Here is a 22,567-nt window from a genome sequence, read left to right as displayed (position 1 = left end):
GGAGTCGTGGACTGGTAGCGAAATGGCCCGCGTCCTCGGGCAGGAGGACGCGGGCCGGAAACGGACGCTGGCCTAGTGGGCCGCGGCCGCGAGTCCGAGCACGGCGGAGGTGTTCGCGGCGATCTCGGCGGCAAGGTCCGGATGGTCGTTGAGCTTGATGCCGTATCCGGGCATCATCTCGCTCAGCTTCGGCTCCCAGCCCTTGAAGTTCTTCGGGAACGCCCGCTGCATGAGCTCGAGCATGATCGGCACGGCCGTGGACGCGCCGGGCGAGGCGCCGAGGAGGGCGCCGATCGAGCCGTCACGCGAGGTGATGACCTCGGTGCCGAACTGGAGGACGCCGCCCTTGGCCTGGTCCTTCTTGATGATCTGCACGCGCTGGCCGGCCGTGATGAGCTCCCAGCCTCCGCCCGAGGCGTCGGGGTAGTACTCCCGCAGCGCCTCGATCTTCTTCTCGTGGCCCTTGGCGACCTCCTTGACGAGGTAGGCCGTGAGGTCCATGTTGTCCTTCGCGACCGCGAGCATCGGGATGATGTTGCCGGGCCGGATGGAGAGCGGGAGGTCCCAGAGGGAGCCGTTCTTGAGGAAGTTCGTGGAGAAGCCCGCGTACGGGCCGAACAGCAGCGAGCGCTTGCCGTTGACGTAGCGCGTGTCCAGATGCGGGACCGACATCGGCGGCGCCCCGACGGAGGCCTGGCCGTAGACCTTGGCATTGTGCCGCAGCGCGACCAACTCGTCCGTGCTGCGCAGGAACTGGCCGGAGACGGGGAAGCCGCCGTAGCCCTTGCTCTCGGCGATGCCGGAGTCCTGGAGGAGGTGCAGCGCTCCGCCGCCGGCGCCGACGAAGACGAACTTGGCGTGGATGCTGCCGCGCTCGCCCGAGGACTTGTGCCGCGTCGAGACGTTCCAGCCGCCCCGCGCACGCTCGAGCCCGCTCACATCGGTGTCGTAGTTCACCTCGACGCCGTTGCCCGCGAGGTAGCCGACGAGTTCACGGGTGAGCTGGCCGAAGTCCACATCCGTGCCCTCGGCCACCCGGGTCGCCGCCACGCGCCCGGCGCCGCGGCCCTCCATGACGAGCGGGGCCCACGCGGCGATCTGCGCCGGGTCCTCGCTGTACTCCATCGTGGAGAAGAGGGGGTTGGGGTGGAGCGCCTCGTAGCGCGTACGGAGGAAGTCCGCGTGGGCGTCGCCGATGACGAAGCTCATGTGCGGAACGTTGTGGATGAACCCGGACGGGTCCGAGATGCTGCCGTCGCCCACGAGGTGGGCCCAGAACTGGCGCGAGAGCTGGAAGCCCTCGTTGATCCCCAGCGCCTTCGCCGGGTTCACCGAACCGTCCTTGGCCTGCGGGGTGTAGTTGAGCTCGCAGTACGCGGCGTGGCCCGTCCCGGCGTTGTTCCAGGGGTCCGAGCTCTCGAGCCCCGCTTCGTCGAGGCGCTCGAAGAGCACGATGCTCCAGCTCGGCTCGAGCTTCTTGAGGAAAGCGCCGAGTGTGGCGCTCATGATGCCCCCGCCGACCAGAACGACGTCGGCAGATCGGGTGGTGGAAATGAAGGTCACTGAAGTCTCCCTGCACAAATGGACCAGTGGCAGAATATCCCCCGCCCGGCCGGATCGCTAAATCCTCGAAGGGTTGCAGTCAAGCCCCTTCCGCAGGATTTTTTCGGTCTGCCTAAGCGCCTGCGGCGAGCGTCACATGGTTGAACGTCTCGTTGAGGACGGGCGACGCCGGGTAGGTCGCCACCCGCGAGGAGACCGCCACCGCGGAGATCGGGTAGGCAATGGGCACCGCGGGGGCCGTCGAGCCGATCTGGCCGTTGATGTTCTGGTAGGCCTGGGTGCGGTCGTTGCCGTCCGGCAGCCCGCGGGCGCGTTCGATCTTGCTGAAGATCTGGGCGTCGAAGAAGCCGAACTCCCCGTTCTTGGCGCCGAAGAGGGGCGCCAGGAAGTCGTCGGGGTCGCTGTAGCTCCCGTAGCGGCCCAGCAGATGGAAGGCGTGGTCCCCGGCCGTGGTGACCTTCTGCAGGTACCCGTCCTCCCAGTCCACCGGGACGGGCTTGATGTTCAGGCCCAGCAGCGTCAGCTGGGCGGAGAGCTCCGCGTAGACCTTCTGGGGGTCCGGCAGGTAGAGCCGTGTGACATTGAGCGGATAGTAGAAGGGGAGTTCCTCGCCCTTGTAGCCGGCCTCGCTCAGCAGCCGCTTGGCCTTCTCGGGGTCGTAGGAGGGGAAGCCGCCGGCGGCATTGAAGCCGCTGAGCTTCGGCGGGACGAACTGCGAGGCGGCCTTCGTGTCCTCGAGGAAGAACGGCTTGATGACCGCGTCCTTGTTGATGCCCATCGCGATCGCCTGGCGCACCTTGTCGTTCTGCAGGAGCGGCACGGCCTGGTTCATCCCGAGGTACATGACCGAGAACGGGTCGCGCCGCACCACCTGCAGGCCCTTGCGCACGAGGGTCTCGATGTTCTCGACGGTCACCGCGTCGTAGCCGTCGATCGTCCCGGCGAGGAGCGCCTGGAGCCGGGACTGCGGCGTGTCGTACACGACGAGGGTGAGCTTCGAGATCTGCCCCCGGGGTCCCCAGTAGGTGGGCGAGGACTCCAGGACCACCGAGTCCTTGGTCCACTCGCGGAACCGGAACGGGCCGGTGCCCACCGGGTGCTGCGCGTAGCGGGAGATCTTCGTCCCCGACGAGGGCTGGTCCTCGACGTCAGCGGTGCCGGCCTTGAGGGCCGCGGGGGAGGAGATCGCGAAGGCGGGGGTGGTCATCGCCGCGAGGAAGCTCGTGAGCGGCTGCGTGAGCTCGATGCGCACCTCGTGCTCGCCGAGGACCGTGCACCGCTTGTAGAGCGAGAGGGACGCCTGGTCGGCGTGGGCCTTGAACACCGCGGTGAAGGCGAGCCCGGTGTGGTTCGAGCGGAACTGCGGTGAGAACGCGTACCAGCGGTCGAAGTTGGCCTTCACGGCGGCGGCGTTGAACGGGGTCCCGTCATGGAAGGTGATTCCCTCGCGGAGGGTGAAGGTCCACGAGAGGAGGTCCGCGCTCTGCGTCCATGCGGTGGCGAGGGCCGGCGCGGGCGCCCCCGTGTCGGGATCGCTCGTCACGAGGCATTCGAGGACCTGGCGTGTGACGCGCCAGGACTCGATGTCGGCGGTGACGGCGGGATCCAGCGCGATCGGTGGGGCGGGGGTGGCGAAGGTGAACGAGGCGCTGGGCGCGGTCGATCCGCTCGGGGTCGGAGACGGCCGGGGAATGGGCGACGCCGTGCACCCGGTCAGGAGGACCGCCGCCGCCGCTGCCTGGAGGAGCTCCCTCCGCCTCATGGTCCGCGCGCCACTCACGACCTGTCTCACGCCTTTCGCTCCCGCCGCATGCCCGGCGCCCTTGTGTCCCTGGGTGTCGACCTGCTCGGCCGGGTCGGCCCTGAGGAGGGCGTACTGGAGCCGGAGGCGGTGCGCGAGGAGGGACTTGAACCCTCACGTCCGAAGACACAGGAACCTAAATCCTGCGTGTCTGCCAATTCCACCACTCGCGCGGCACCCCGCCGCTGGCGGGGCAACTCGATCAGTGTACCGGGACGATCTTCAGGTCCCGCTGGAGCTTGGCCACGTGGCCCTTGGCCCTCACGTTGTACTGCGCGAGCTCGATCCGCCCGTCGGCGCCGATGACGAAGGTGGACCGGATGAGGCCCTGGTAGGTCCGCCCGTGGTTGACCTTCTCGCCCCACGCGCCGTACGCCTCGGCGACGCTGTGGTCCTCGTCGGCCACGAGCCGGAATCCGAGGTGCTGCTCCGCGGCGAACCGGCGCACGGCGTCGGCCGGATCCGGAGAGACGCCCACCACGGCGAGGCCGGCCCCCGAGATCGCCGCCAGGCTGTCGCGGAAGTCGCACGCCTGCTGCGTGCACGCCGGCGTGCCGGCCTGGGGATAGAAGTAGAGGACGGTCCGCTGGCCGGCGAAGTCAGCGAGGGACGTGGTCCCGCCCTCAGAATCGGGCAGCGAGAAGGCGGGGGCGGCGTCGCCCGCCGAGAGGCGGTGGGAGGGTCCAGTCGTGGTCACGGACCGAGCCTAGCGCCAGTGCGCGCACCCCCGTACTGCCCCTCCGCGGGCCGCGGAGGGAGTGTGGGGCACCTCACTCGGACGGGGTGCTGGCCGATTTCGCTTTTCGAAAGACGTCCTGTAGAGTTTCATGTCGTTGCGGGGCACGGAGACGGGCCGGAAACGGTCGGTCGAACCGCAGCAAAGATGCGCCTCTAGCTCAACTGGCAGAGCAATTGACTCTTAATCAATGGGTTCCGGGTTCGAGTCCCGGGGGGCGCACCACAACCCCTCTCTGAATTGCGGAAACGCAGATCAGAGAGGGGTTTTCTTTGTGCCCCGACAGCTCCGCGACCCGTAGGCACGCCCGCAGGGGGGAGCAGCGGCGCCGGTAAGGCCTCGGGCCGTCGACACGGGCATTTTGGCCCATTGCCAGAGCGTTCGGGCGGGGAGCACGATGGATCCCCGTGCGGGGTGTGCCTGGGCCCCCGAAGCGAACGGCGACGGCCAGATGGCTGCCCGCACGGGGCCCGGCTGACCAATCGGTTCGTGAAAGGGGCGGCCGCAGATGAAGAAGGTCATCACGGTGTGCCCGCACTGTGGCAAGCCCAACAGGGTCCCCGACAGCGCGCAGGGAACGCCCCGCTGCGGCAGCTGCCGGCGTGAGCTCCCCTGGGCCGTGGATGCGGGGGACAGTGACTTCTCTGTGGTGGCCGAGGAAGCGACCGTTCCGGTCATCGTGGACTTCTGGGCCCCGTGGTGCGGGCCCTGCCGGATGGTCAGCCCGGTTCTGGACCAGTTGGCCCGCGAACGGGCGGGGAAGGTGAAGCTCGTCAAAGTCGACATCGACCATGCCCCCGGCCTCGCACGGCGGTTCGGGATCCAGGCCGTGCCGACGCTGTTGGTGATAGTGGGGGGCAAGGTCGTCGCAGAGCGGGCCGGGGCGGCACCGGCAGCAGCGCTCCGCTCGTGGCTCGACGGCGCCCTGGCCCGCAGCCGCGCAGCCGACCAGACCGCATGACGCGAGGGCCTACGGGTCGGGGTCTTTCCGTCGCGTGCCCGGGGGTGTTCAGGCCCGCGCTGTCGCCTCGCCCCCGGTGGGCGATTCGGCGAGGATCCCCGAGGGGAACCTGCCGCCGGATCTCACTGCCCCCTCCAGAGGTGATAGGCGACGATGAGAAGCGGCCACGCGAGCGTGGCGCCCACCAGGATCGCACCGGCGGCAGCACCGGCGATGGCCTTGACGATGGTCATCAACGGTTTCTTTCCTCTCGTGGGCCCGGCACAGAGCGGGGCGCGCTCCTGCGCCGCTCGGCTGCAGCCGACCCGGGCTCGTTCAGCGCGGAGACGGGACGGACGACGGGCCGGAAGGTTTCAGCGCGGGAACGGCGAGGCCCGGCACCGTGGGCAGCTCTGCCAGATGGCCTCCCCGATGTCCTGCGCCGAGCTCGCACCTCGACATGAAGCTGGTCTGGTGCAGATTCAGCTCCGCCTGGTAGCTGCAGCGCTGGGTCTCCGGGATCGTCGGTGATTCCGTCACGGTGGTGTCCATTCCGTCTGGTCGTCCACGGGGCCCCTGGTGAGGGCGCGCGGTGATGCCACAGGGGTGCATGGCATGGATCACACTCTAGGGTGGCCCGGGCGGGGAGGGACGCTGCCGCCACCGTGTCGTGCCGCTCTCTTGCACCGGGAACACCTCGCGGCCGCGGGCACTTCGCGCGAGGGCCCCCGGCCAGCGGAAGCGCTGGGCGGGGGCCCTTCTCTCGCGCGGTGGCCGAGGCCGCCGGCGGGGCTACTGGGTCAGCGGCGTGTTGCCGTAGTTGGCGTGGCACGCACCGCCCGAGACGATGTCTCCCGGGGTGACCTTGTACGTGCGCACCGACGGGTTGACGATGACGGTGTGCGCGGCGCCGTTGGCATCGGTCAGCGTCGAACCGCAGGCGTCGGCGGCGGCCTGGGACCCCGAGGAACCCCCGATCCACACATCGAACCAGACGGTGCTGCCTGCGGGCGCACCGGTGTGGCAGGGGCCATCTTGGGGAGTGCTCCCATCGCCACAGGTGTCCTCGACGATGAGGTACTTCTGCAGATTGGGGACATAGAGGCGCGTCCCGGCGGGGTAGTCGAGCGTGTCGACGCCGCCCGTGATGGAGTGGCCGACGGCGACCGTGACCGGGTCCGCCCAGGTGCCGGTGCCGCCCGCCTGCTGGTGCAGGATGGGGTGGGACACCGTCGCGGAGCCCGCAGGGGTGTTGTCCCAGTACCCGTAGCCGGTCGTGTACGCGGTGGTGACGAGCGTCCCCGTCTCCTGGACGGCGGCCGGAGCCTTCGGGGCCTGGGGGGCGGGATCTGGGCCGCCGGGACGGCCGCGGGAGGCGGGGCCACCGGGCGGTTCACGGCGCTGGGGGCCGCCTGGGCTGCTGGCGCGGCGGGCTTGGACGCGGTGGCGCTCGGGGACGGCGTGGCGGGGGCAGCGTGCGCAGCGGCGGGGACTTGGTCGCCGTCGGGGTCGCGTCAGGGGTGGCAGTCGCTCCGGCGGCACTCGGCGCGGCGGTCCCGTGCTGGGCGGCACCAGCGCACCCGGTCAGGGTGAGCAGCAGGGCGGCCGCGGCGGTGGACAGTGTTCTGGCGTGCTTCATACAGGGGTTCTTTCTGGCTCTTGTACTCGACGTCGGCGCAGCCCCCCGGTGCGCCAAGTCAACGAGCGTAGTCGGACAGCTCCGCTGGGCGAAACCGAGAGCGCGCCCCCGGCGGTCATCGCAGGAGGGGGGTCTCCCCGTAATTGGCATGGCACGCCTGGCCCGAGAGGACGTCCCCGGGCGTCACCCGGTAGTCACGGACGCTGGGCTCCAGGATGACGGTGTGCAGGGCCGTCAAGGTGGCCTCACAGCGTCGCGAGTCACTGTTGCTGCTGGAGGAGCCGCCGATCCAGATGTCGAACCACACGGTAGTGCCGCGGGCGGCGCCCCGCGAGATGTTGTGGCACGGGATGTCCTGCGGAGTGGCCCCGTCGCCGCACGCGTCCTCGACGATGAAGTACTTCTGGAGGTTGGGGATGTACATGCGCGTGCCGGCCGGGAAATCGAGGGTGTCCGCACCGTTGCTGATCGAATGGCCGACGGCGACGGTGACGGGGTCGGCCCACGTCCCGGTCCCGCCCGCGCTCTGGTGCAGGACTGGGTTGGAGATGACCGTGGAGCCGGGCGGGGTGTTGTCCCAGTAGCCGTACCCGGTCGTGTACGCGGTGGCGATGACCTTGCCGGATTCCTGGGGCGGCGGCGCTGCGCTCGCCGGAGGTGGGGAGGGGGATCCGGACTCAGGGGTGGGACCGGGCCCGGGGGAACCGGAGCAGCTGGTCCCAGCGAGCAGCACCGCGGCCGCCGCGGCCCCGGCCAGCCTCCGCTGCAGCGACCGCATGCGGTCAGGCGCCCGCGGCCGGGCGCGGCGGTCCTGCGGTGGCGCCGGGTCCCGGCTCCACACGGACCATGACGGAGCGGCCGCGGTGGCGTCCGCGGCGGGCCGTCGAACGGTCCTCACGGAGGACGGTCCAGACGGCGAGTGCGAGCATGATCGCGCCGGAGATGACGATGATCACCCAGTCCACGGCAGCCTCCCTGCATGAGACGTCGACGACGACGCTGAGGCCATTAGTACCCCGCGGCACCCCGCCCGTCCAGAGTCCCCCGACGCGTCTTCGCGCCCGCTCCACGCTGCGGGCCCGGTGACCCCTACAGGCTGACCGACCAGATCTACAGGCCGACCAGATCTATAGGCCGACCAGATCGCGCAGGAAGGCCGTGAGGTCTGCGGCGTCGTCCTCCTGGGCGAGCGTGACAGCGGAGCCCGTCCCCAGGGTGCACTCCGGGCGGAGCGTGAACGTGACCACGCGGCCGGTGCTCGTCGCGACGTCGAAGGCGCCGGAGGCCGGCTCGGAGACATAGGCGAGGTTGGTGAGGTCGATCGTCATCGGCTGCGCGGTTCCCTCGAGGGTCCGGCGGTCGAACGGCGCCAGGACGAGCTCGACCGGCCGACGCCGGTAGCCGAGGACCATGCCGGTGGGGGCCGGGGTGCCGGGCCGGGGCCCGGAGACCGAGCCGCCGCACTCGGTGACGCACACCAGATTGTAGTCGCCGTAGTTGGGGATCTGGCTGTCGAAGACGTAATGGAGCGCGGCCTTCAGCGCGTCGTCGGGCTCGGGGGCCCGCCCCGTCGGGGCAGTGCTGCTCACGGTTCTCCTCTCGCCGAAGGCCAGTCTACGTACTCGGGAGCCGCCGGAGCCGGAGCGCCAGTACCCTGTGCGCATGGACTTCCGCCGACTGCTGCTCCTGAGGGAGCTTGCCGATCGTCGCACAGTCGGTGCAACAGCCGAGGCGCTCGGCATCACCGCCTCGGCCGTCTCCCAGCAGCTCAAGCTCCTGCAGGAGGAGATCGGCGTCGTCCTCATCGAGCGGCAGGGGAGGGGCGTGCGCCTCACCGAGGCCGGCGAGGCGATGGCGGCGGCGGCCGCCGGCGTCGCCGTGGCGATGGCCCGCGCCGAAGCCACCGCGGACGGCTACCGCCGGGGCGAGCAGGCGCGGGTCCGCGCGGTGTTCTTCCCCAGCGCGGCCGAGATGTTCCTCCCCGGCCTGCTCGACCGCGTGGCCGAGCGCAAGGGACTGCGCCTCGAAGCGCGCCTCGAGGACCCGAACGCGCAGGGATTCGTGGATCTCGCGGCGGACGCCGACCTCGTCCTGGGCCACTCCGTCAACGGTCCGGAGGAGTTCCTCCGCTCCGGGCTCGTGGTCGAGCCCCTGCTCGAGGAGCCGCTCGACGTCGTGCTGCCGGGCGACCACCCGCTGGCCGCGAGGGAGGTCCTCGAGCCCGACGACGTGGCGCCGTGGCCGTGGATCGGCGTCCCGGCCGGCTTCCCCTTCGACACGGTCCTGCGCCAGATCGAGCTGCAGGCCGGCCGCGTGGTCGAACGGGTCCAGCTCATGCCGGACCTGCGGGCCATGGAGGCACTCGTCCGCGGCGGCCACGGACTGAGCCTCCTGCCGCGCTTCACCGCGCGGGGGGCCCTCCGCAGCGGCCTGGTCCTGCGCCCGCTCGCCGGCGTGCAGGCGTGCCGGAGCGTGGTGCTGCTCGCCCGCGCCGACGTCGCGGCCCGGCCCACGGTCCGCGACGTCATGGATATGGTCCACGCGGAGGCCGCCAGGATCGTCCGCGATGACGGTGGGGAGGCGTGATCCCGACCACACCTGCGCCCTAGACTGTGGCCCATGACTGAGCAGAGCCTCCCTCAGCAGGTCCACACCGGCGCGGCGCACACGGGCGCGGACGCCAAGCCCCGCAGCCGGGTCGTGACGGACGGCATCCATGCGGCCCCCGCCCGCGGAATGCTCCGCGCGGTCGGATTCGGCGACGAGGACTTCGCCAAGCCGCAGGTCGGCATCGCGAGCTCGTGGAACGAGATCACCCCGTGCAACCTCTCGCTGGACCGCCTCGCGAAGGCGGCCAAGGAAGGGGTCCATGCGGCCGGCGGCTTCCCGATGCAGTTCGGCACCATCTCGGTCTCCGACGGGATCTCCATGGGCCACGAGGGCATGCACTTCTCGCTCGTCTCCCGCGAGATCATCGCCGACTCGGTCGAGACCGTCATGCAGGCCGAGCGGATGGACGGCCAGGTCCTCCTCGCGGGCTGCGACAAGTCGCTGCCCGGGATGCTCATGGCCGCGGCCCGCCTCGACGTCGCGAGCGTGTTCCTCTACGCCGGCTCGATCATGCCGGGGTGGGTCAAGCTCGAGGACGGCACCGAGAAGGACGTCACGCTCATCGACGCCTTCGAGGCCGTGGGGGCCTGCGCCGCCGGGAAGATGTCCCACGGCGACCTGGACCGGATCGAGCGGGCCATCTGCCCGGGCGAGGGCGCCTGCGGCGGGATGTACACGGCCAACACCATGGCGTCTGCGGCCGAGGCCCTGGGCATGTCGCTGCCCGGTTCCGCGGCGCCGCCGTCCGCGGACCGGCGCCGCGACATGTTCGCCCACCGCTCCGGGGAGGCCGTGGTCAACCTGCTCCGGCGCGGCATCACGGCGCGGGACATCCTCACCCGCGAGGCGTTCGAGAACGCGATTGCGGTGGTCATGGCCTTCGGCGGCTCGACCAACTCCGTGCTCCACCTGCTCGCGATCGCGCGCGAGGCCGAGGTGCGGCTCGAGCTCGAGGACTTCAACCGGATCGGGGACCGGGTCCCGCACCTGGGAGACCTCAAGCCGTTCGGCCGCTACGTCATGTACGACCTCGACCGCGTCGGGGGAGTGCCCGTCGTCATGCGCGCGCTCCTCGATGCCGGGCTGCTGCACGGCGACGCGCTGACCGTCACCGGCAGGACGGTCGCGGAGAACCTCGCCGAGATCTCCCCGCCGGACCTGGACGGGAAGATCGTGCGCGCCATGGACAACCCGATCCACGCCACCGGCGGCCTGTCGATCCTGCACGGATCGCTCGCGCCCCAGGGCGCCGTGGTCAAGACGGCCGGGTTCGACGCGGAAGTCTTCGAGGGCACCGCCCGCGTGTTCGAGCGCGAGCAGGCAGCGCTCGAGGCGCTCGACCGTGGCCAGATCGCGCCCGGGGACGTCGTCGTCATCCGCTACGAGGGGCCCAAGGGCGGCCCCGGCATGCGCGAGATGCTGGCGATCACCGGCGCGATCAAGGGGGCCGGGCTCGGCAAGGAGGTGCTCCTGCTCACCGACGGGCGCTTCTCGGGGGGCACCACCGGGCTGTGCATCGGCCACGTGGCGCCGGAGGCGGTCGACGCCGGCCCGGTCGCCTTCGTGCGCGACGGCGACCGGATCCGCGTGGACATCCCCCACCGCCGCCTCGACCTGCTCGTGGACGAGGCCGAGCTCGACGCGCGGCGCGAAGGCTGGGCGCCGATCCCGGCGAAGTTCACGCGCGGCGTGCTGGCCAAGTACGCCAAGCTCGTGCACTCCGCGAGCGAGGGAGCCGTCCTCGGGTGAGCCCCACCGGCACCCGGCACCCGTGGATCCGCCGTCTCACGCTGTGGATGGAAGTCCGCATCGTGAGACGGCCTTTGACCAAATTGACACTCAAAAGCCCAATTCGGGAGACTGTGGGCATGCAGATCGTCTCGGCGAGCATGGTGCTCGATGTCGTCGTCCTTGACCAGCGCGTGGCTCACTGAGTCCGTCTGGCACGATCTGTCACGCGCAACCCCTCGAAACGCCAGGCGCCCGAGGGGTTGTTTTCGTTGGAGCACACCTTCGCCACGAAGATCCTAAGGAAGAGACTGATGAGCAAAGGAACGCCGATCAGCCCATCGCTGATGGCTTCGAAGCCGTCCGCTGCCAAGGCCGCGGATCCTGTCGACACCGTCGACTCTGCCTCTGCCGTCCTGGGGCCCAACCGTGTAGTTGAGCCCACAGAGATGACTGGATCTGAAGCAATCGTCCGCTCGCTCGAGGAACTGGGCGTGGACGATGTCTTTGGTCTCCCGGGCGGCGCGATCCTGCCGACCTACGACCCTCTGATGGCTTCGAAGATCAACCACGTGCTGGTGCGCCATGAGCAGGGCGCCGGCCACGCTGCCCAGGGGTATGCGATGGTCACCGGCCGTGTGGGAGTCTGCATCGCGACGTCGGGTCCGGGAGCCACCAATCTGGTGACCGCGATCGCCGATGCGCACATGGACTCCGTTCCCCTCGTCGCCATCACCGGGCAGGTCTCGAGCTCGGTCATCGGCTCGGACGCGTTCCAGGAAGCCGACATCGTGGGCATCACCATGCCGATCACGAAGCACTCCTTCCTGGTGACGAAGGCCGAGGACATCCCGCGCACCCTCGCCGAGGCGTTCCACCTCGCCTCGACCGGGCGTCCCGGCCCCGTCCTCGTGGACGTGACGAAGGACGCCCAGCAGTCCAAGACCACGTTCAGCTGGCCGCCCCGGATCGACCTGCCGGGCTACCGCCCCGTGACCCGCGGACACAGCAAGCAGGTGCGGGAGGCCGCCCGTCTCATCGCCGGCGCTTCCAAGCCCGTCCTCTACGTCGGCGGCGGCGTCATCAAGGCCCATGCCTCGGCCGAGCTCCTCGCCCTCGCCGAGGCCACCGGCGCTCCCGTGGTCACGACGCTCACGGCCCGCGGGGCCTTCCCGGACTCGCACCGCCAGCACCTCGGGATGCCCGGCATGCACGGTTCGGTCGCCGCGGTCACCGCCCTGCAGCAGGCGGACCTGCTGATCACGCTCGGTGCGCGCTTCGACGACCGCGTCACGGGCGTCCTCAGCACCTTCGCGCCGAACGCGAAGGTCATCCACGCCGACATCGACCCGGCCGAGATCTCCAAGAACCGCACGGCGGACGTCCCCATCGTCGGCTCGGTCAAGGAGATCCTGCCCGAGCTCACCGAGGCCGTCTCCGGGCTCTACGCCAAGGACGGTGCCCCGGACATCACCGCCTGGTGGTCCTTCCTGGACCGGCTCCGCGAGGACTACCCGCTCGGGTGGACCGAGCCCGAGGACGGCCTCCTCTCCCCGGAGCGCGTCATCTCGCGCATCGGCGAGCTCACGGGCCCGGAGGGCGTCTACGTGGCGGGCGTCGGACAGCACCAGATGTGGGCGGCGCAGTTCATCAAGTACGAGCGCCCGCACGCGTGGCTCAACTCCGCCGGACTCGGCACTATGGGCTATTCGGTGCCCGCCGCGATGGGCGCCAAGGTGGGCAACCCGGACCGGGTCGTGTGGGCGATCGACGGCGACGGCTGCTTCCAGATGACCAACCAGGAGCTCGCGACCTGCGCGCTGAACAACATCCCGATCAAGGTCGCGGTCATCAACAACTCCTCCCTGGGCATGGTGCGCCAGTGGCAGACCCTCTTCTACGACGGGCGCTACTCCAACACCGACCTTCACACCGGCGCGGAGACCGTGCGCATCCCGGACTTCGTCAAGCTCGGCGAGGCCTACGGGTGCGCCTCCTTCCGCGTGGAGCGCGAGGAGGACATCGACTCGGTCATCGCCCAGGCGCTCGAGATCAACGACCGCCCCGTGGTCATCGACTTCGTGGTGAGCCCGAACGCGATGGTCTGGCCCATGGTGCCCTCTGGGGTCAGCAATGACCTGATCCAGGTGGCCCGCAATTCCACCCCCGATTGGGAAGAGGAGGACTGAGCATGTCGCGCCACACCCTGTCTGTTCTGGTCGAGGACAAGCCCGGCGTGCTGACCCGCGTCGCCGGCCTCTTCGCACGCCGGGCGTTCAACATCCACTCGCTCGCCGTGGGACCCACGGAGGTCGACGGCGTCTCGCGCGTGACGGTGGTCGTCGACGCCGAGGGCGATCTGCTCGAGCAGGTCACCAAGCAGCTGAACAAGCTCGTGAACGTCATCAAGATCGTCGAACTGCTGCCGGAGAACTCGGTCCAGCGCGACCACCTGCTGGTCAAGGTGCGGGCAGACGCCGTCACGCGCCTGCAGGTGACCCAGGCCGTGGACCTGTTCCGGGCCTCGATCGTGGACGTCTCGACCGATTCCCTCGTCGTCGAGGCCACGGGCACCTCGGAGAAGATCCAGGCCCTCCTCGCCGTCCTCGAGCCCTTCGGGATCCGCGAGATCGTCCAGTCCGGCACGCTTGCGGTCGGCCGCGGCTCCCGGTCCATGAGCGACCGCGCACTCCGCGCGAGCTGACCCGCGCCGCGGGCTCCGGGCCCGCGGCCGCCCCACACCTCACAAACGCAATCAAGGAGAACCAAGTGACAGAGCTGTACTACGACGACGACGCAGACCTCTCGATCATCCAGGGCCGCAAGGTCGCCGTGATCGGCTACGGCAGCCAGGGCCACGCGCACGCCCTCAACCTCCGTGACTCCGGCGTCGACGTCCGCGTCGGCCTCAAGGAGGGCAGCAAGAGCCGCGCCAAGGCCGAGGAGCAGGGCCTGCGCGTCCTGACCCCGCGCGAGGCCGCGGAGGAGGCCGACGTCGTCGTCATCCTCGCTCCCGATCAGGTGCAGCGCCACCTCTACGCCGAGGACATCGCCCCGGCGCTGAAGGAGGGCGACGCCCTCGTCTTCGGCCACGGCTTCAACATCCGCTTCGGCTACATCCAGCCGCCGGCCGGCGTCGACGTCATCCTCGTCGCGCCGAAGGCGCCGGGCCACACCGTGCGCCGCGAGTTCGTCGCGGGCCGGGGCATCCCGGACATCATCGCGGTCGAGCAGGACGCCACGGGCAAGGCCTGGGACCTCGCGAAGTCCTACGCCAAGGGCATCGGCGGCACCCGCGCCGGCGTCATCAAGACCACGTTCACCGAGGAGACCGAGACGGACCTCTTCGGCGAGCAGGCCGTGCTCTGCGGCGGCGTCTCGCACCTCGTCCAGGCCGGCTTCGAGACCCTGACCGAGGCCGGCTACCAGCCGGAGATCGCCTACTTCGAGGTGCTCCACGAGCTCAAGCTCATCGTGGACCTCATGTGGGAGGGCGGCATCGCCAAGCAGCGGTGGAGCATCTCCGACACCGCCGAGTACGGCGACTACGTCTCGGGCCCGCGCGTGATCTCCCCGGCCGTGAAGGAGTCCATGAAGGAGGTCCTCGCGGACATCCAGTCCGGCGCCTTCGCCAAGCGCTTCATCGACGACCAGGACAACGGCGCCGTCGAGTTCAAGGCCCTGCGCGAGAAGGAGGCCGGTCACCCGATCGAGGCGACCGGCAAGGCCCTGCGCGCCCACTTCTCGTGGCAGCAGCAGGACGCCGACTACACCGAGGGCTCGGCCGCGCGCTGACCCCCGCACCGCAGCGGCGGGCGAGCCCTCGCCCGCCGCTGCTCCTCTCTGGGCGTGGCACCCGGCCCCAGAGACTCCACCCGCTCCGCCCGAACTGCCCCACCCCTGCCTGATCTGGAGAGGCCCCCGCCCCGTGACCACCAAGCCTGTCGTCCTCCTTGCCGAAGAACTCTCTCCCGCCACCGTCGCCGCCCTCGGACCGGACTTCGAGATCCGCTACACCGACGGTGCCGACCGCGCCCAGCTCCTGCCCGCGATCGCCGATGTCGATGCGATCCTCGTCCGCTCCGCCACCCAGGTGGACGCCGAGGCGATCGCCGCCGCGAAGAAGCTCAAGGTCATCGCCCGCGCGGGCGTCGGCCTCGACAACGTGGACATCAAGGCCGCCACCCAGGCCGGCGTCATGGTCGTGAACGCCCCGACGTCGAACATCGTCTCGGCCGCCGAGCTCACGTGCGGGCACATCCTCTCGCTCGCGCGCAACATCCCGGCGGCGAACACGTCCCTCAAGGGCGGTGCGTGGAAGCGCTCAAAGTACGCCGGCACCGAGCTGCTGGACAAGAAGCTCGGCGTGATCGGCCTCGGCCGCATCGGCGCCCTCGTGGCCGCGCGCATGCAGGCGTTCGAGATGGACGTCCTGGCCTACGACCCGTATGTCACGGCCGCGCGGGCCGCCCAGCTCGGCGTCAAGCTCGTGACCCTGGACGAGCTCCTCGCCCAGAGCGACTTCATCACCATCCACATGCCCAAGACCCCCGAGACGGTCGGCATGCTCGGCAAGGACGCGTTCGCGAAGATGAAGAGCACCGCGTACGTCGTCAACGTCGCCCGCGGCGGCCTCGTCGACGAGGAGGCCCTCGCCCAGGCGCTCGAGGACGGCCAGATCGGCGGCGCGGGCATCGACGTGTTCGCCAAGGAGCCCAGCACCGACCTGCCGTTCTTCGGCCACGAGAACGTCGTCGTCACCCCCCACCTCGGCGCCTCCACCGACGAGGCCCAGGAGAAGGCCGGCATCTCGGTCGCCAAGAGTGTCCGCCTCGCCCTCGCCGGCGAGCTCGTGCCGGACGCCGTGAACGTCGCGGGCGGTGTCATCGCCCCCGACGTCCGCCCGGGCATCCCCCTCATCGAGAAGCTCGGCCGCATCTTCACCGCCCTCGCGCACGACTCGGTCACCCAGATCGACGTCGAGGTGGCCGGCGAGATCGCCAACCTGGACGTCAAGTCCCTCGAGCTCGCGGCACTCAAGGGCGTCTTCACGGACGTCGTCTCCGAGAAGGTCTCCTACGTCAACGCCCCGGTGCTCGCCGAGCAGCGCGGCGTGGCCGTGCGCCTGCTCACCACCACCGAGGCGGAGGACTACCGCAACGTCCTCACCATCCGCGGCCTCCTCCAGGACGGCACCCAGGTCTCGGTGGCGGGCACGCTCACCGGCCCGAAGCAGGTCCAGAAGCTCGTGGGCATCAACGGCTACGACGTCGAAATCCCGATCTCCGAGCACCTCGTGGTCATGTTCTACTCGGACCGCCCGGGCGTCATCGGCACGATCGGCCACATCCTCGGCATGAACCAGATCAACATCGCCGGCATGCAGGTCGCCCGCGCCGACGTGGCGGGCCAGGCCATGGCCCTGCTCACCGTCGACTCGGCGATCCCCGCCACCGTCCTCGAGACGGTCAAGGGCGAGATCGGCGCGACCGTCCTGCGCGAGGTCGACCTCGAGGACTGACCCCGCCCGCCGGCTCGTCCGGCCGGGCGCACGACGGCGACCCTCACCGCCCGCGGTGGGGGTCGCCGTCGTCGGTGGTCACTTTCGGCCCGTTTCGCCTCCTGTGAAGCCGATCCGGTAATTTCTTAGGGTGAGCCCCGCATCTTCGAAGACACCCTTCTACATCACCACCGCCATCACGTACCCGAACGGCGCCCCGCACATCGGGCACGCCTACGAGTACATCTCGGCGGACGCCATGGCCCGCTTCAAGCGGCTCGACGGCTTCGACGTCTTCTTCCTCACCGGCACGGACGAGCACGGGCTCAAGATCGCCCAGACCGCCGAGCGGGAGGGCCTCACCCCGCAGGAGTTCGTGGACCGCCAGGCCGAGGTGTACCGCGAGGTCCACGAGCTCCTCGGCACGAGCTACGACCGCCTGATCCGCACCACCGACCCGGACCACTACGGTGCCGCCCAGTCCATCTGGAAGCGCATGGCGGACGCCGGGGACATCTACCTCGACAAGTACGAGGGCTGGTACTCGGTGCGCGACGAGGCGTTCTACACCGAGGACGAGACCGAGGTGCGCGACGGCGTCCGGTACTCGAAGGAGACGGACACCGAGGTCACCTGGACGGCCGAGGAGAGCTACTTCTTCCGGCTCTCCGCCTACCAGGACCGGCTGCTCGCGTACTACGAGTCGCACCCCGAGTTCGGGGCGCCGCAGTACCGGTTCAACGAGGTCATCTCCTTCGTCAAGCACGGGCTCGAGGACCTCTCCATCTCGCGGACCTCGTTCGACTGGGGCGTCCCCGTCCCCGATGCGCCGGGCCACGTCATGTACGTGTGGGTCGATGCGCTCACCAACTACCTCACGGGCGTGGGCTACCCGGACGTCGCCTCCGAGCAGTTCGAGAAGTTCTGGCCTGCGGACGTGCACATCATCGGCAAGGACATCTCGCGCTTCCACGCGATCTACTGGCCGGCGTTCCTCATGAGCGCGGGCCTTGAGCTGCCCCGGCGCGTGATGATCCACGGCTTCCTGCAGAACAACGGCGTGAAGATGTCCAAGTCGCTCGGCAACGTCGTGGCGCCCGCGGATATGATCGCCCAGTACGGCCTCGACGCGGTCCGCTACTTCTTCCTGCGCGAGGTGCCCTACGGGGCCGACGGCAGCTACAGCCACGAGGCGATCGTGGGGCGCATGAACGCGGACCTCGCCAACAACCTCGGCAACCTCGCCCAGCGCTCCCTGTCCATGGTGGCGAAGAACCTCGACGGCGTGGTGCCCGAGCCCGGGGAGTTCACCGCCGCGGACCGCGAGGTCCTCGACGCCGCGGCCGCCCTGCTCCCGGCGGTCCGCGCGGCCTTCGACCGGCAGGAGTTCTCCCGCGCCCTCGAGGCGATCTGGGCGGTCCTGGGCGACACGAACGCCTACTTCGCCGAGCAGGCCCCCTGGGTGCTGCGCAAGACGGACCCGGCGCGGATGGCCACGGTCCTCTACGTCACGCTCGAGGTGGTGCGCCAGGTCGGCATCCTCGTCCAGCCCGTCATGCCGGCCTCCGCGGCCCGGCTGCTCGACGTCCTCGGCCAGCCCGAGGGCGAGGCGCGCCTGTTCGCCGCGCTCGGAACGCCGATCGCCCCGGGCACCGCGCTGCCCGCCCCGGCACCCGTCTTCCCGCGCTACGAGGAGCCCGCCGGCGCCTGACACGCGGGCGGTCCCGTACCGCCGATTCACACCAGTCCCGGCCGGGTACGGTCCTGACATGGTGTCAATCGGGCCCGCCAGGGGACTGTCAGCGGACGCGGCCGCGGAACCCGCGGCAGGGGATGACCTCGCGGAGGCCGCCCGCAGCGCGTCGGGGGAGTGGCCGGACCGGGCGCTCGGGCTCGCCCGCCGGCTGGGCACGGCCGCCCCGTTCCCCGGGGAGGGCCGCACGGCCGAGCTGTGGGAGCTGCTGACCCGCCTCGGCGCCGCCGACCTGTCCGTGGCCCGGGTGGTCGAGCCCCACCTCGATGCCCTCGCCATCCTCCGGCAGGCCGGCCTCGGCCAGCCGGAGGCTGGGAGCGTCTGGGGAGTCTTCGCTGCCGAGGGGCCCGGGGCGAGGCTCGAGGCCCGCCGGGACCCGGAAGGCTGGCGCCTGCACGGCACCAAGCCCTGGTGCTCGCTCGCCGGGGGCCTGAGCCACGCGGTCGTGACGGCGCACACCGGGCCGGAGACGAGGCGTGCGTTCGCCGTCCGGCTCAGGCACCCCGGGGTGGCCGTCCGCGACGGCGGCTGGCAGGCCCTCGGCCTCCCCGGCATCCCCAGCGGCCCGGTCGAGTTCGACGCCGTGCCGGCCGAGCCCGTGGGCCCGGACGGCTGGTACCTCGAGCGGCCCGGCTTCGCCTGGGGCGGGATCGGCGTCGCGGCCGTCTGGCACGGCGGCGCCCTCGGGGTGGCCCGGCGGCTGTGGGCCGCGGCCACCGAGCGGACCCCGGACCAGATCGCCCTCGCGCACCTCGGCTCGGCCGACCTCGCGCTCGGCACCGCCCGGGCGGCGCTGGCCGGCGCCGCGGCGGCCGTGGACGCGGGCCAGGCCGAAGGAGCCGCGGGCGCGCTCCTGGCGCTGCGTGCAAGGGGGACCGTCGCGGCCGCCGCCGAGACGGTCCTGGCAGTCGTCGACCACGCCCTCGGGCCTGCCCCGCTCGCCTTCGAGGCCGAGCACGCCCAGCGGGTCGCGGACCTGCGGCTCTACCTCCGCCAGCACCACGCCGAACGCGACACCGCAGCCCTGGGCCGGTCCCTGCTCGAGGCGGGGGAGCGGCCGTGGTGACCTTCAGCCACCTCGACGAGGGCACCCCCGAGGACCTCTGGCGCCGCGACGCGGCCCTGGCGGCAGCGCCCCCGCTGGACCTCGCCGGGCTCCGCGCCCTCATCGTCCTTGCCGCCCATCCCGACGACGAGACGCTCGGCGCGGGCGGCCTCATCGCCCACGCCGCCCGTGCCGGCGCCGCGGTGCACGTGATCGTCGCGACGGACGGGGAGGCCTCCCACCCCGACTCGCCAACGCTCACCCGCGCCCGGCTCGCCGAGGTGCGGCGGCGCGAGGTCGGGGCAGCGGTCGCCGCGTTGGCCCCCTCGGCCACCTTCCGGCGCCTCGGTCTCCCCGACGGCGCCCTCGCAGACCGGGGACCGGCTCTCGAGCGGACGCTGGTGGAGGCCGTCCGCGACGCCCTCGGCGAGGCCGAGGACGGAGGTGCCGCCGCCGGCGTCGTGCTCGCGGCACCCTGGCGGCACGACGCGCACACCGACCACGACGCCGCCGGCGCCGCGGCCGCGCGGGTGGCGGCCGGCGCCGGTGTGGCGCTGCTCGAGTACCCCGTGTGGATGTGGCACTGGGCCGCGCCCGGGGACCCGCGGGTCCCGTGGGCCGAGGCGCGCAGGCTCGAGCTCGCCCCCGCCGCGAAGGGCGCCAAGGAGCGCGCCCTCGCGCTCCACCTCACCCAGACCGCGCCGCTGTCCGCCCACCCCGGCGACGAGGCGCTGCTCAGCCCCGGGATGCAGGAGCACTTCGAGCGCGGCTTCGAGCTCTACTTCGCCTCGCCGCCGCGCGACGCCCGGGCGACCTTCGACGCGGTGCACGCCGCGAGCCCGGACCCCTGGAACTTCACGACGAGCTGGTACGAGCGGCGCAAACGGGCCGTCACCCTCTCGGCGCTCCCGGCCCCCGGTACCGGCGCGCGCTCGAGGTGGGCTGCTCGATCGGCGTCCTCACCGGCGAGCTCGCCGAGCGCGCCGACCAGGTCGTGGCCACCGATGTCAGCCCGCTCGCCCTCGAGCGGGCGGCTGAACGGCTGCCCGATGCCTCCGCCATCAGCTGGGAGCACCGCCGGCTGCCGCAGGAATGGCCCGAGGGCGCCTTCGATCTCATCGTCGTCTCGGAGGTCGGCTACTACTTCGGCCCCGCGGAGCTGGACGAGTTCATGCGGCGGTGCCTCGGCAGCCTCACCGACGACGGCGCGCTCCTCGCCTGCCACTGGCTCGGCACCATCGAGGGGTGGCAGCTCACGGGCGACGACGTGCACGCGCGGCTGCGGGCCGAGCGCGGGCTCGAGACCGTGGTGCAGCACCGCGAGCGGGACTTCCTGCTCGAGGTGTTCGCGAAGCCGCCCGCCCTCTCCGTTGCCCAGCGCGAGGGCCTTGCATGAGCGGCAGGCACGCGATCTCGGATGTCGTCGTGGTCATTCCTGCCAAGGACGAGGAGGAGCTCCTTCCGGGGTGCCTCCGTTCGGTCGAGGCCGCTGTGCGCGAGCTCGCCGCGGCGGCCCCGCGGGTCCGCGTGGGGGTGACAGTGGTCCTGGACGGCTGCCGCGACGGATCCGCGGACGTCGTGGCCCGGTGGCCGCAGGTGCACACGGTGGTGGGCCAGGCCGGGAGCGCCGGCGCGGCGCGGCGCCTCGGGGTGCGGCATGCCCTCGCACGGGCGGCGGCGCACAGGGAACGGATCTGGATCGCCTCGACCGATGCGGACAGCAGGGTCCCGCGGGACTGGCTCGTGGAGCACCTGGCCTTCGCGGAGTCCGGGCTCGGGCTCGTGCTCGGCACCGTCGTGCCCGACCCGGCGGACCTCGATCCGGAGCGACTCGCGGCCTGGTACGGCGCCCACCGGCTCGCCGACGGCCACGGGCACGTGTTCGGGGCCAACCTCGGCGTGCGGGCCGACGTCTACGGTGCGGCCGGGGGGTTCCCCGCCCGGAACTCCGGCGAGGATGAGGCGCTCGTCCTGGCCGCGAAGGCACTGGGCGTGCGGTGGCGCGCCACCGACGCCTGCAGGGTGGTCACCTCGGGCCGACTGCGCGGGAGGGCCCCCGGCGGCTTCGCCGACTACCTGGCGGCAGCCCTTCCCAGCTAGCCCGGTGCGCGAGGTCGCCGCGTGTCCGAATTGCGAGACCGCATGCCCAGCATGTGGATGGTTTCGCTAGGCTGGCCCCATGACGCAGACGCAGCTCGACCTCGCAGTGATCCCCGGAGACGGCATCGGCCCCGAAGTGACGGCCGAGGCGCTCAAGGTCCTCCACCGCGCCCTCGAGGGCAGCGGGCTCGAGGTCAAGGAGACGCACTACAGCCTCGGCGCGCAGCACTGGCTCGAGACCGGCGAGACCCTCTCCGACGGCACGCTCGCCGACATCCGCGGCCGCGACGCGATCCTGTTCGGCGCCGTCGGCGCGGCCCCCGGCGACGCCCGCATCCCCTCGGGCATCCTCGAGCGCGAGGTCCTGCTCAAGCTGCGCTTCAGCCTGGACCACTGTGTCAACCTCCGCCCCTCCACCCTGTACGCCGGGGTGCCCAGCCCGCTCGCGGCGCCGGGGACGATCGACTTCGTCGTGGTCCGCGAGGGCACGGAGGGCCCGTACACCGGCAACGGCGGCGCCCTGCGCGTCGGCACCCCGCACGAGATCGCCACCGAGGTGTCCGTCAATACCGCCTACGGGGTCGAGCGGGTCGTCCGCGACGCCTTCCGCCGCGCGACCACGCGCCGCAACAAGGTCACCCTCGTCCACAAGCACAACGTCCTGGTCCACGCGGGCCACCTCTGGAAGCGCACGGTCGAGGCCGTCGCGGCCGAGTTCCCCGGCGTCGAGCACGACTACCTGCACGTCGATGCCGCGACGATCTTCCTGGTCACGGACCCGTCCCGCTTCGACGTCATCGTCACGGACAACCTCTTCGGCGACATCCTCACCGACCTCGCGGGCGCCGTCACCGGCGGCATCGGGCTCGCCGCCTCGGGCAACATCAACCTCGACGGCACGGCGCCGAGCATGTTCGAGCCCGTCCACGGCTCGGCCCCGGACATCGCGGGCCAGCAGAAGGCGGACCCCACAGCCGCGATCCTTTCGGCCGCGCTCCTGCTCGAGAACATCGGCCAGGCCGAGGCGGCCGCGCGCATCCAGTCCGCGGTCCGCTCCGACGTCGAGTCCCGCGCCCAGGCCGGGACCCGCACCACGGCCCAGATCGGCGACGCGATCGCCACGCGCCTCTGAACAACGACTGCCGAACCGGG

At 71.3% G+C, this 22,567-nt stretch carries 20 protein-coding genes, 2 tRNA genes and 1 pseudogene; 14 read left to right on the top strand and 9 right to left on the bottom strand.

The genetic code is table 11. The annotated features are described in order from the left end of the window. Nucleotides 1-72: 72 nt before the first annotated feature. From SA2016_RS12205 to bcp, 4 genes are all read right to left on the bottom strand, one after another. Entirely contained in the window at nucleotides 73-1,563 is a 1,491-nt protein-coding gene (locus tag SA2016_RS12205) for a malate:quinone oxidoreductase (RefSeq protein ID WP_066498390.1), read from the bottom strand. Between the two features lie 112 nt (nucleotides 1,564-1,675). Continuing rightward, nucleotides 1,676-3,325, bottom strand: coding sequence for an ABC transporter substrate-binding protein (locus SA2016_RS12200; RefSeq protein WP_174835440.1), 1,650 nt, complete (start codon nucleotides 3,323-3,325; stop codon nucleotides 1,676-1,678). A 130-nt stretch (nucleotides 3,326-3,455) separates the two neighbouring features. After that, nucleotides 3,456-3,537: transfer RNA gene (locus tag SA2016_RS12195), tRNA-Leu, on the bottom strand. A gap of 29 nt (nucleotides 3,538-3,566) precedes the next feature. Next, nucleotides 3,567-4,061: a thioredoxin-dependent thiol peroxidase gene (bcp, locus tag SA2016_RS12190; protein ID WP_066498388.1), complete on the bottom strand. Its 495-nt coding sequence runs from the start codon at nucleotides 4,059-4,061 to the stop codon at nucleotides 3,567-3,569. A 188-nt stretch (nucleotides 4,062-4,249) separates the two neighbouring features. Between bcp and SA2016_RS12185 the strand changes: the two genes are divergently transcribed. Continuing rightward, a tRNA-Lys gene (locus SA2016_RS12185) sits at nucleotides 4,250-4,325 on the top strand. Between the two features lie 283 nt (nucleotides 4,326-4,608). Continuing rightward, nucleotides 4,609-5,061: a thioredoxin gene (gene trxA / locus SA2016_RS12180; RefSeq protein WP_066498385.1), complete on the top strand. Its 453-nt coding sequence runs from the start codon at nucleotides 4,609-4,611 to the stop codon at nucleotides 5,059-5,061. Nucleotides 5,062-5,376: 315 nt separating this feature from the next. Here trxA and SA2016_RS21465 read toward each other — a convergent pair whose 3' ends face one another. The 5 genes from SA2016_RS21465 to SA2016_RS12160 form a co-directional block, all read right to left on the bottom strand. Continuing rightward, nucleotides 5,377-5,580 (bottom strand): hypothetical protein, encoded by a 204-nt coding sequence (locus SA2016_RS21465; protein WP_141305672.1) that lies wholly within the window; start codon nucleotides 5,578-5,580, stop codon nucleotides 5,377-5,379. Between the two features lie 252 nt (nucleotides 5,581-5,832). Next, nucleotides 5,833-6,582, bottom strand: coding sequence for a hypothetical protein (locus SA2016_RS22715; RefSeq protein ID WP_503413204.1), 750 nt, complete (start codon nucleotides 6,580-6,582; stop codon nucleotides 5,833-5,835). 212 nt (nucleotides 6,583-6,794) lie between these two features. After that, complete coding sequence (locus SA2016_RS12170) at nucleotides 6,795-7,457, bottom strand: hypothetical protein (RefSeq protein ID WP_066498383.1); 663 nt, start codon at nucleotides 7,455-7,457, stop codon at nucleotides 6,795-6,797. A 4-nt stretch (nucleotides 7,458-7,461) separates the two neighbouring features. Next, a complete protein-coding gene (locus SA2016_RS12165; protein ID WP_066498381.1) occupies nucleotides 7,462-7,644 on the bottom strand; it encodes a hypothetical protein in 183 nt (60 codons plus the stop codon). 162 nt (nucleotides 7,645-7,806) lie between these two features. Then, nucleotides 7,807-8,268 (bottom strand): hypothetical protein, encoded by a 462-nt coding sequence (locus tag SA2016_RS12160; protein ID WP_066498379.1) that lies wholly within the window; start codon nucleotides 8,266-8,268, stop codon nucleotides 7,807-7,809. Nucleotides 8,269-8,341: 73 nt separating this feature from the next. On the opposite strand from SA2016_RS12160, the gene SA2016_RS12155 reads away from it, so the two are divergent. From SA2016_RS12155 to SA2016_RS12095, 12 genes and pseudogenes are all read left to right on the top strand, one after another. Next, nucleotides 8,342-9,265 carry a LysR family transcriptional regulator gene (locus SA2016_RS12155; protein WP_066498378.1) on the top strand — a complete coding sequence of 308 codons (924 nt, stop codon included), beginning with the start codon at nucleotides 8,342-8,344 and terminating at the stop codon, nucleotides 9,263-9,265. Nucleotides 9,266-9,298: 33 nt separating this feature from the next. Then, nucleotides 9,299-11,038: a dihydroxy-acid dehydratase gene (gene ilvD / locus SA2016_RS12150; protein ID WP_066498377.1), complete on the top strand. Its 1,740-nt coding sequence runs from the start codon at nucleotides 9,299-9,301 to the stop codon at nucleotides 11,036-11,038. A 293-nt stretch (nucleotides 11,039-11,331) separates the two neighbouring features. Continuing rightward, the gene (locus tag SA2016_RS12140; protein ID WP_066498370.1) at nucleotides 11,332-13,206 is read left to right on the top strand and encodes an acetolactate synthase large subunit; all 1,875 of its coding nucleotides are present in this window, start codon (nucleotides 11,332-11,334) and stop codon (nucleotides 13,204-13,206) included. 2 nt (nucleotides 13,207-13,208) lie between these two features. Next, a complete protein-coding gene (gene ilvN / locus SA2016_RS12135; protein ID WP_066498363.1) occupies nucleotides 13,209-13,721 on the top strand; it encodes an acetolactate synthase small subunit in 513 nt (170 codons plus the stop codon). Between the two features lie 65 nt (nucleotides 13,722-13,786). Beyond that, nucleotides 13,787-14,812: a ketol-acid reductoisomerase gene (ilvC, locus tag SA2016_RS12130; protein ID WP_066498360.1), complete on the top strand. Its 1,026-nt coding sequence runs from the start codon at nucleotides 13,787-13,789 to the stop codon at nucleotides 14,810-14,812. Between the two features lie 133 nt (nucleotides 14,813-14,945). After that, nucleotides 14,946-16,538: a phosphoglycerate dehydrogenase gene (gene serA, locus SA2016_RS12125; protein ID WP_066498357.1), complete on the top strand. Its 1,593-nt coding sequence runs from the start codon at nucleotides 14,946-14,948 to the stop codon at nucleotides 16,536-16,538. Nucleotides 16,539-16,668: 130 nt separating this feature from the next. After that, a complete protein-coding gene (metG, locus tag SA2016_RS12120; RefSeq protein WP_066498354.1) occupies nucleotides 16,669-18,228 on the top strand; it encodes a methionine--tRNA ligase in 1,560 nt (519 codons plus the stop codon). Nucleotides 18,229-18,286: 58 nt separating this feature from the next. Further along, a complete protein-coding gene (locus SA2016_RS12115) occupies nucleotides 18,287-19,336 on the top strand; it encodes an acyl-CoA dehydrogenase family protein (protein ID WP_084249481.1) in 1,050 nt (349 codons plus the stop codon). Continuing rightward, nucleotides 19,330-19,785: pseudogene (locus tag SA2016_RS22500) on the top strand (PIG-L family deacetylase); the annotation flags it as partial. The gene SA2016_RS12115 and the pseudogene SA2016_RS22500, both read left to right, overlap by 7 nt. A gap of 467 nt (nucleotides 19,786-20,252) precedes the next feature. Continuing rightward, nucleotides 20,253-20,711: a class I SAM-dependent methyltransferase gene (locus tag SA2016_RS22495; protein ID WP_066498352.1), complete on the top strand. Its 459-nt coding sequence runs from the start codon at nucleotides 20,253-20,255 to the stop codon at nucleotides 20,709-20,711. After that, nucleotides 20,708-21,415: a glycosyltransferase family 2 protein gene (locus SA2016_RS12100; protein WP_066498351.1), complete on the top strand. Its 708-nt coding sequence runs from the start codon at nucleotides 20,708-20,710 to the stop codon at nucleotides 21,413-21,415. Before SA2016_RS22495 ends, SA2016_RS12100 begins: the two co-directional genes overlap by 4 nt. A gap of 79 nt (nucleotides 21,416-21,494) precedes the next feature. Next, nucleotides 21,495-22,547, top strand: coding sequence for a 3-isopropylmalate dehydrogenase (locus SA2016_RS12095; RefSeq protein WP_066498347.1), 1,053 nt, complete (start codon nucleotides 21,495-21,497; stop codon nucleotides 22,545-22,547). The last annotated feature ends 20 nt before the right edge of the window (nucleotides 22,548-22,567 follow it).

Source organism: Sinomonas atrocyanea (assembly GCF_001577305.1).
Classification (GTDB): Bacteria; Actinomycetota; Actinomycetes; order Actinomycetales; family Micrococcaceae; genus Sinomonas; species Sinomonas atrocyanea.
Note: the sequence above shows the minus strand (reverse complement) of the source record. Positions and strands in the feature narration are given on the sequence as shown.

Bases quoted from the DNA above. Each gene is read 5' to 3' on its own strand.
- SA2016_RS12115 (WP_084249481.1), top strand. From the start codon at position 18,287: ATGGTGTCAATCGGGCCCGCCAGGGGACTGTCAGCGGACGCGGCCGCG.
- SA2016_RS12200 (WP_174835440.1), bottom strand. From the start codon at position 3,325: ATGAGGCGGAGGGAGCTCCTCCAGGCAGCGGCGGCGGCGGTCCTCCTG.
- SA2016_RS12100 (WP_066498351.1), top strand. From the start codon at position 20,708: ATGAGCGGCAGGCACGCGATCTCGGATGTCGTCGTGGTCATTCCTGCC.
- SA2016_RS12170 (WP_066498383.1), bottom strand. From the start codon at position 7,457: ATGCGGTCGCTGCAGCGGAGGCTGGCCGGGGCCGCGGCGGCCGCGGTG.
- ilvN (WP_066498363.1), top strand. From the start codon at position 13,209: ATGTCGCGCCACACCCTGTCTGTTCTGGTCGAGGACAAGCCCGGCGTG.
- SA2016_RS12155 (WP_066498378.1), top strand. From the start codon at position 8,342: ATGGACTTCCGCCGACTGCTGCTCCTGAGGGAGCTTGCCGATCGTCGC.
- SA2016_RS12095 (WP_066498347.1), top strand. From the start codon at position 21,495: ATGACGCAGACGCAGCTCGACCTCGCAGTGATCCCCGGAGACGGCATC.
- ilvD (WP_066498377.1), top strand. From the start codon at position 9,299: ATGACTGAGCAGAGCCTCCCTCAGCAGGTCCACACCGGCGCGGCGCAC.
- trxA (WP_066498385.1), top strand. From the start codon at position 4,609: ATGAAGAAGGTCATCACGGTGTGCCCGCACTGTGGCAAGCCCAACAGG.
- SA2016_RS12140 (WP_066498370.1), top strand. From the start codon at position 11,332: ATGAGCAAAGGAACGCCGATCAGCCCATCGCTGATGGCTTCGAAGCCG.